Raw genomic sequence first — 8,284 nt, 5'->3', positions numbered from 1 at the left:
GGACCGCTCGCCCGTCTGCTCCGCCCTCCTCGGGCACCATGTACCGGGTGCCCTCCCACTCGAACACGTACGGGAACGAGAGGTGTTCGCCGGTGTTCAACACGGCGCGGTCGTACTCCCAGCGGAGCCCGTCGGGACTCGTCGCGTGGCCGATCACGGCGTCCGGGTCGCGGGCGTAGTTACACACCTCGAAGAAGAGGTGCCAGCGGTCCGGGCCGGGGAGCATGAACGGGTCGGCGACGAAGTCGACGGCCCCGAAGTCCGTCACGTCCTCGGCGGTGAACGCCGGATTTCGCGCGGCCGCGATCTCGGTGGGAGTCAGGGGGAGCTCCGTCCCGTCGCGCTCGCCCGGTCCCAGCGAGGTCGCCGGCCCCGCGAGTGCGGGGTCGACCGCGGACCGGTCGAGCGCAGCCGCGTCGACCTCGGAGCGCAGCAGGTCCGGGAGCGTGTGGTTGACGACCTTTCCCGCCGACCGCGCGGCGGTGAGGAGGAACGGGACCCGCCGCAGCGCCTCTAGCCGATCGCTCATCGGACCGCCCCCGGCGGGTCCGGTGAACCGGTCATCGGTAGCGCTTCCGCGCGTACGCGGCCAGTTCGCCGAGGTCCGGCGGGTGGTACACCGGCCCGAGGTCGTCGACGACCATCGGCTCGCGGTCCTCGTCTTGGACGGCCTCGATCGCCTCGGCCAACTGGCCGGTCGACCCCCCGTACAGCGCGCGCCGGATCTCGTCGAGGGTGTCGCAGTCGGCGATGTCCACGTCGCGGTACGACCGGACGACCCCGGCGTCGAGGTCGTCGGTCAGCGACTGGACGATCGTGCCCGCGGTCTCCTCGTCGCGCATGTACTCCCAGAACCCGGCGGGACCACCCCGGTAGGCCCGGGGATCGCCGTGGTGGTAGCTCAAGACGCCGTGCTCGGTGGCCGAGAGCAGCGACCCTCGGACCAGCCCGAAGCCGCGGCGGAACACCACGTCGGACCGCGCTCCGATCTCCGAGACGACCTCCTCGGGGAGCTCGTTCCAGAGCCCGCTGACGTTGGTCGGGTACGTCCGGATCCACTCGACGTCGTCGACCCCGGTGATCTCCGAGATGTGGACCGAGTCGTCGTACCGCTCCGACGCGGACCGGCGGGGTCGCAGCGCCGACGCGATCCAGTAGGCCGCGTACGCCGGGTACTTCACGCCGCGTTTCACGTTCCCGCTCCCGAGCAGGCCGGCGTCCTCGTTGATCACGACGAGGGAGATCTCGGCGTTCGTCTCCGCCAGCATCGTCTCGATCGCGTCCGCGACCCACCGCTCGGTGCCTTCGCCGTCGAACAGCAGACAGACCCGGAGCGGGGCGTCGTCGGTCACCGTCTCCCCGGTGATCGCGGCCTTCCACTTCGTCGCGGTCGTCTCCGGGGCCTCCTGCCCTCCGCCCGTCGCTTCCGGCGGCGAGGCGTCCGCCAGCCCCGCGAGGAGGTCGGCGAAGAACTTCGTCGCCCAGTTCGGGTACCGCAGGTAGAGGTAGCCGCCGACGTGCGGGTACGACCCCGGAATCGCCCCGCGAACGGGGTCTGGACCGCCGAGCGACTGGTGGCGCTTGAGGAACTCGGCGGCGGTCCGGGCCGCCCTCGCGTACTCCGCCTCGCCCGTCAGCTCGTAGAGCCGAAGCCACACCAGCCCCATCTGGGCGTTGCCGGTGAGACAGCGGTACCACGTCCCGTCCCAGTTGGCGTCGTAGGTCCCCGATAGGGAACCGGTCCGCCGCTGGAGCTCCAAGAGCACGTCCGCGGACCCCCTCGCGGCGTCGATCATCGCGTCGTCGTCGAGCCGGACGCCGCCCTCCAAGAGCCCGCGAATCGTGTACGCGATGGTGTGGAGGTCCGGGTCGTCGCCCGCGACGAAGGCCGCGTTCTCGAACCAGCCGTTCGGCCGCCGTCTCTCGAGCGCCCACTCGAGGTTCCGCTTCGCGGCGTTCCGGTAGGTCTCCGCCCGGTCGTCGAGGACCGAGGCCCCCTCCAGCAGCGCCCACGCGACCCGGGTCGCGTACGCGTGCACCTCGCCCTCGTAGTCGTACCGCCGCCACGCGCCGTCGTCGTCCTGCGCGACGACGGCCCAGTCGCAGGCGGCGCGGACCGCGTCGGCGTACGCCTCCTCGCCCGTCCGGCGGTACGCCTCGACGAGCCCGAAGACGGCCTGTCCGGTGTTGAACACGTTGGGGTCGCCGCGCTCGCCGGTCCCCTCGGGGAAGCTCCCGTCGGCGCGCTGGACCGACAGGAGCCACTTGGCCATCGCCGTCGCGCGGTCGAACGCCTCGCTTTCGGGGTTGTCGTCGGCGTACGCGTAGAGGGTAGGGATGACGTAGCCGGTCGTCTCCGGGTACGGGGGCTCCCACCCGAGCAGGAGGTTGTACGTGGCCGCCGACCCGCCCCCGCCGGTCGCGTCCTGACTGCGGAACAGCCACTCTATCGCCGCGGACAGGTGCTCCTCGTCGCTCCCGGTGTCCGCGAGCGCCGGGAGCTGCCGACGCGCGGCGTGGGCGACGGACCGGCCGCGCGAGACGCCGGCGGTGAGACCGCGTGAGACCGCGGAGCTGATGTCGACCATGTCGGTCACGCCGCCGGGACGGACCGGCCGTCGCGGTTCGCCGTCCGGAGTCGATCCGTCGTCCGGAGCCGCTCCGTCGTCCGGAGCCGCTCCGCCGTCGGGGGCCGCTCCGCCGTCCGGAGTCGATCGCTGCGCCGTGGTGGTTCCATGTCTGGGTCCGTCGGGGCGACCGGCTATGTATATACGTCCGCTAATCCAGCAGCGGCGCGATGTCGGGATGCTCGCGGTCGGGATCGCTCTCGGCGAGCTCGCCGGCGTACGCGCACTCGCGGACCTCCTGCCACGCCGGGTGCCTGGCGAGGACCAACACCGGGATCGCGTCGATATCGAGCGCCTTGGCGATCATCAGCCGGTGGTAGCCGTCGCGGTGGTAGATCGTTCCGTCGGCCCCGATACAGACCAGCGGGTCGAAGTTGTGGTGATACCCGATCCGGCGGATGTCCATCCCCGGGAACGCGTCCGTCCCGTTCTCGGACCGCACGTACCCGTCCCGTCGGATGCTCTCGTAGAGTCGGTCCACGTAGCCGCACCGGTGCTCGATGAACTCCGCCTCGGTGCCGTACCCCCAGATGTCCTCTCCCTCCGCGAAGTATTTCCGGCGGGGGTACCGGACGTACTCCGTCTCCTCCCAGTCGAGGCCGTCGACGAACCGCTGTTCGAGCCCCCGGCACTCCCACTTCTCGGAGAGCGGGAGCGAGTCGCTCTCCCAGTCGCCGCCGCGCACCGCCCCGAGGCCGAGGGTCTTGGAGACCCCCCAAGTGTATCGCGTGATCGCCGACGGCGAGACGGAGATCGGTTCGTACAGCCGCGGGGGAGCGTCGTACCGCAGCCGGTGGCCGACCGTCCGGCCGCGGTTCAACAGCGGCCACAGGACCGGAGACCCGCGCCACGCGAGGTAGTTCGCGCCTCGCTGGACCATCGTCAGCGTGCCCTGCGAGCGCCTGACCTCCTCGGCTTTCCCTAAGAGCCCGATCATGTGTCCCCGCGCTTCGGGCGGTCGGTCGACCGACACGCGTCGCCTCCCGTTATCCGTCCGCTCATACCGGTTGTGCCGGTGCTACCCACATATATATAGAGTTCATAGGGGTGGGTAGCCCGCTGTATGGGTCCGATTACCGCGGCAGAATTCCGTCCGCTCGGCGGCACCACCGGTCGGGTTCGCTTCTTCGGAGCGATCTCCCCCGTCTCCCCTCGTCAGTCGCTCGTTCCCGCGCCGACTTCCGACGAGTCCGGGATCGCGCCGGACGTGATCGAGTCGACGACGTTGCTCGGCACGTCGACGTCGATGGCGCGCACGACGAGCCTCTCCAGCTCCCCGTCGAAGGGCCCGTTCCGGTTCCCGAAGTTCACGTACAGCGAGATCGTCGACGACTCCGAGCTCCAGTAGTGGATGCCGGCGCCGAACTCGGCGTTGAACGAGCGGACCTCGTCGGCGGTGACGGTCGCGTTGTCCATGATCGCGATGTTGCCGCTCCCGTTCCCGTCACCGTTGTTCCCGAGCGCGGTGACGGTCCCGACCGAGTACTCGGTGTCTCGCCCGAAGCGGAACCCCTGATCGCCGTTCGACTGGGCCACCACGTCGTCGAACTGCACCCGCGCGGTCTCGCCGGTCTCCGTCGGCGTGTCGTTCCGCTGGTAGCCGAGGTGTTTGTTGTTCGCTATCCGGACCCGGCGGAACGCGGCCTCGAGCACGTGGCCGGTCGTCTTGGTTCCCCACCCGTTCTCCTCGAGGACGCAGTCCTCGACGACGGTCGTTCCCCCGGAGCAGTCGATCCCGTAGATGTCGCAGTCGTACGCGTGGGAGTTCCGGACGACGACGGGCGGCAGAGCCGGGCCGACGTTGTCGTACGTGTCGATGCCGAACCCGTGTTTCCCGGCGCCGCTCGCGGTACACCGGTCCGCGACGCAGCCGCCCTGCAGAAAGGTGAAACACTCGGTGTTGGCGTCGACGCTCCGCACGTCGCGGAACGTGATATCGACGGTCGCGTCGTCGCTGCCGGCCTCGCTCACGCCGAGGTTCAGGCCGTTGTCGTCGTTCTCGGGATCGGCGGGCTGCTCGTCTCGGTTGCCGTCGACCGTCAGATCGCGGACGACGTGCCCGACGATCCCGCTCTCCGGCTTCCAGGAGAACAGCCCGTGGTTGTCCTCGTGGCCGCCGTCGAGCCGGACCACGGACTCCTCGCCGTCGCCGCGGAAGGTCACGTCGTCCGGGAGGTCGTCGCCGCGGACCTCGATCGCCTTCGCCCCTTCGGCGGTCTTGTCGTCGGCGGACACGAGGGTCGTCCCCGTCGGGAAGTAGACGGTGCCGCCCTCGCCGACCGCGTCGATCGCGTCCCGGACGGCCCGCGTGTCGTCGGTCGTCCCGTCGACGGCGGCCCCGAAATCGCGGATGTCCGAGACCGCGTCGGGCGTTCCCTCCGCGTCCGGATCGGACGACTCCGGAGGGCCCTCGTCTTCGGAATCGTCGTCTCTCCCGTTACAGCCCGCCAGCGCGACGGCTGAGAGGGACAGCAGGGAGAGGGCGCGGCGGCGAGATACCATTAGCTCCCCTCGGGGCCGACGAGGGATAGTTAACGGGAGCCAAACGCCGGACCGTGGGTTCGACGCCGCGGGGCGCCTGACGCTCAGCCCGACCGTCTCAGACCTCGTACTCTCGCATCGCCGTCGCGTTCGACGTGTCGTTCACGAAGAGGCGAACGGCGTCGACCTTCCCGCGAACGCGGAGCACGTGGGTGTAGCTCGCCGCGTCACCCGACACGGTCGTGCTCTCCGCGGCGACCGTTCGGCCGTTGCGCTCGAGCGTCGAGACGACCGCGTCGAGGTCGCCGTCGGCGTCGGCCACGGCCCAGTCGACGTCGAACCGCGTCCACTTCTTCCCGCTCCTGTCGGTGACGTCGAACTCCTCGACCGTCGGCGCGTCGTTCCCGCCCGAGTCGGCGAGCGTCGCGAACGGGACGGGCTCCCCAGTGACGGTCGCGTCGCTCCCGTCGGCGACGGCGCGGAACTCGTAGGCGCCGTCCGGGTCGAGCCCCGACACGATGTGCGTGAACGACGCCGGCGAGTCCAGCGTCTCGCCGCCGACGGTCGTCCAGGCGTCGGTCTCGACGGCGCGCAGCTCGAAGCGCGCGCGGACCTCGTCGGCCCCGCCGAGGTCCCGGAGGTCGCCGGCGAGCGTCGCCGTTTCGGCCGTCAGATCCCGCGCCTCGAGCGAGACGACTTCGGGCCGGTTGTCGACAGTCACGGAGACCGCCGCGTCGACGCTCGACCCGTCGTCGCTCGTCGCGCGCGCTTCGAGCGAAACGTCCCCTTCGACGACGTCCGTGGAGTCCCACGCCGCCTCGTGGGCGCCGCTCTCGGGGTCGTAGGTCGTCTCCGTCCAGGGGCCGCCGTCGGCCCGGTACTCGACGGTGACGCCGTCGCCGGAGCCGGCGCCGTCCGCGGCCTCGACCCGCACCGGAACGCTCCCGCCGACCGTCTCCCCGTCGGCGGGAGCCCGCCACGACGCCGTCGGCTGCGCGGCGTCGGACTCGAGTCGGACCGTTCCGCCGTCGGTCGCGACGCCCAGCACGTCCGTCTGGAACGCGCCCGGGTCGAAGGAGCCGAGTCCGACCCACCCGTCGGCGTGGTCCGCGTCGGTGAGGTCGGCGTCCCAGGCGTCGGGCTCGGGCTCGCTCGCCTTCCACGCCTTGACCCGCAGGCGGTCGCCCTCGGCGCGGAACCGCCGGTAGAAGAACGCGCCCGCGGCGGGCGCGCCGAACCGGGCCAGCGTCGTCAGCCCGTCGGCGGAGTACTTGGCCAGCCTGAACCCGTCCTCGGCGTCCTCCAGCTCGACCCAGTAGCCGCGCTCCTCGCCGCCGTCGTTCGACGACCGGAGGTGCACCCGGGCGTGGTACCCGCGGTCCCCCTCGGTGTCGAAGGACGGAACGCGGACCCTGTCCAAGACCTCGACGTCGGAGGGGGTGCCGACGGCGTCCCACGAGATCGCCCGGCGGCCCACGTCCGTGCCGTCGTGGTCGTACCGGAGGGCGTGCCCGCCCTCGTACTCGTCGCCCGCGACGACGCCCCAGTCGCTCGCGTCGGAGTCCCACCGCGGGGTCCACGACTCGAAGGCCGAGTCCTCGGTCGTCTCGTCGGTTCCGTCGGAGTCGTCGTCGGCCGGCTCGTCGTCGCCGGTGTCGTCGTCGCTTTCGGCGTCGGTCCACGCGCCGACCTGATCGGCGGTCGGGACGCCGTCGAGGTCGGTCTTCAGGTCGCTCGCGACCGTCCCGAACGAGATGTTCTGATCGTTCGAGACCGCCCCGTCCTCGTTGTCGGCGTGGTAGTAGGTCCCGACGCGGCTCCCGGCCCCGTCGGAGCTGGCCCGCAGGCCCGCGCCGCCGGTCTGGCCGTTGATCCAGAGCGTCGCGTCGCCGGCCTCCAACACCGAGTCGTGGGTGAGGTACAGCCCGCCGCGGACGTCCGGCCCGTTGTCGACGAACACCAGCTCCGAGCCCGCCGGGACCCGGTAGACGCCGTCCTCCGTCAGCCGCATGCAGTCCACGTTGCCCTCGGCGACGATCCGGTCGAAGACGACGGTGGCGCCCCGCCCGCTCGTGTTCTGGAAGACGTGGCCCGCGTTGTTCGTCAGCCGGCAGCGGCGGTACACCATCCGCTCCGCGCCGTCAGAGCACTTGGTCGCGCCCGCGCCCTCGTTGTCGCGAAGCACGCAGTCCTCGGCGACGGCGGTGCCGCCCGACAGGTCCATCCCGTAGTACCCCCCACCGAAGCCGTTCCCGTGGGCGAGACAGCGCTCGAACCGGACGCGCGGGTCCTGAAACGAGTCGTTGCTGGTCTTCATCCCGAACCCGTGCTGCCGGTTGTTGTCGGCCGTGCAGTTCGTGACGGTCGTTCCCGCGGAGCCGACGTCGATGCCGTTGCCGTAGCAGTTCGTCGCCCGCACGTCGCGGATCGTGATGTCGACGTTGCCCTCGGCGCCGGGGCCGGGACTCCGTACCTGCACCGCCGAGGCGACGTTCGGGTCCCCCTCGACGCTGTCGAGCCCGCCGTCGAGGGTGAGGTGTTCGAGCACGAACCCCTCGAGGCCGGAGTCGACGGGGTCGACGCTGATCATGAACACGTTCCGACCGCCGTTGCCCCCGCCGTACTCGATCCGACTCCCCTCGCCGTCGCCGTAGAACCGGACGTTGTCCGCAGACGGCCCGATGTCGACGACGCTGTTCCAGCCCGTCACGAGGTAGGAGCTCCCGGTCGCGGGAACGTACACCTCGTCGCCGTCGCCCGCCGCGTCGATCGCCTCTTGGATCGCGTCGGTGTCGTCGGTCGACCCGTCGCCCACCGCGCCGAAGTCCCGGACGTTCAGGACCGTCACAGCGATCCCTCGCTGAAGTCGGTCCAGAAGAGATCGCCCGTGTCCGTCGTCGCACCCGTCGACCCGCCGACCGACGCCCCGCCGACCAGGAGGGTCGCCGCGGTCGCGGTGCCGAGCTTGACGTACTGCCGACGAGTAAACCGCTGTTTCCCGTCGCGATCCGTCGTCTCCGCGGAGCGGTCGCTACCGCTGTCGTGTGCCAGCTTGTGTGCCATTGCAGTTGGTAATCGAAGCCTAACCGCTATAAGTGTATCGTTACTTATATGTTCACCATCTGATGACTGTTCAATTCGCTAACCGGATCGGGACACGGCGTTCCCGGGCGAAG

At 70.7% G+C, this 8,284-nt stretch carries 7 protein-coding genes; all 7 read right to left on the bottom strand.

Annotated features, from left to right (window positions below):
• Positions 1-529: glucosamine inositolphosphorylceramide transferase family protein (locus tag C469_RS11915; protein ID WP_008006906.1), on the bottom strand; the 529-nt coding region annotated here is incomplete at its 3' end.
• A gap of 31 nt (positions 530-560) precedes the next feature.
• The gene (locus C469_RS11910) at positions 561-2,588 is read right to left on the bottom strand and encodes a hypothetical protein (protein WP_008006905.1); all 2,028 of its coding nucleotides are present in this window, start codon (positions 2,586-2,588) and stop codon (positions 561-563) included.
• Between the two features lie 5 nt (positions 2,589-2,593).
• Entirely contained in the window at positions 2,594-2,737 is a 144-nt protein-coding gene (locus C469_RS17060) for a hypothetical protein (RefSeq protein ID WP_160163069.1), read from the bottom strand.
• Between the two features lie 41 nt (positions 2,738-2,778).
• Complete coding sequence (locus C469_RS11905) at positions 2,779-3,600, bottom strand: hypothetical protein (RefSeq protein WP_049911347.1); 822 nt, start codon at positions 3,598-3,600, stop codon at positions 2,779-2,781.
• 182 nt (positions 3,601-3,782) lie between these two features.
• Complete coding sequence (locus tag C469_RS11900; protein ID WP_008006903.1) at positions 3,783-5,129, bottom strand: glycosyl hydrolase family 28-related protein; 1,347 nt, start codon at positions 5,127-5,129, stop codon at positions 3,783-3,785.
• Between the two features lie 97 nt (positions 5,130-5,226).
• On the bottom strand, positions 5,227-7,956 hold the full coding sequence (locus tag C469_RS11895) for a glycosyl hydrolase family 28-related protein (protein ID WP_008006902.1): 2,730 nt from the start codon (positions 7,954-7,956) through the stop codon (positions 5,227-5,229).
• The gene (locus C469_RS11890; protein ID WP_008006901.1) at positions 7,953-8,171 is read right to left on the bottom strand and encodes a hypothetical protein; all 219 of its coding nucleotides are present in this window, start codon (positions 8,169-8,171) and stop codon (positions 7,953-7,955) included. The genes C469_RS11895 and C469_RS11890 overlap by 4 nt, the downstream gene beginning before the upstream one ends.
• Between the last annotated feature and the right edge of the window lie 113 nt (positions 8,172-8,284).

This window comes from Halorubrum lipolyticum DSM 21995 (assembly GCF_000337375.1).
Taxonomy (GTDB): Archaea; Halobacteriota; Halobacteria; order Halobacteriales; family Haloferacaceae; genus Halorubrum; species Halorubrum lipolyticum.
The sequence above is the reverse complement of the archived record's forward strand: the minus strand, read 5'-3'. Positions and strand labels throughout refer to the sequence as shown.

Coding starts and splice junctions, on each gene's coding strand:
- C469_RS11910 (WP_008006905.1), bottom strand. CDS start 2,588: ATGGTCGACATCAGCTCCGCGGTCTCACGCGGTCTCACCGCCGGCGTC.
- C469_RS17060 (WP_160163069.1), bottom strand. CDS start 2,737: ATGGAACCACCACGGCGCAGCGATCGACTCCGGACGGCGGAGCGGCCC.
- C469_RS11900 (WP_008006903.1), bottom strand. CDS start 5,129: ATGGTATCTCGCCGCCGCGCCCTCTCCCTGCTGTCCCTCTCAGCCGTC.
- C469_RS11890 (WP_008006901.1), bottom strand. CDS start 8,171: ATGGCACACAAGCTGGCACACGACAGCGGTAGCGACCGCTCCGCGGAG.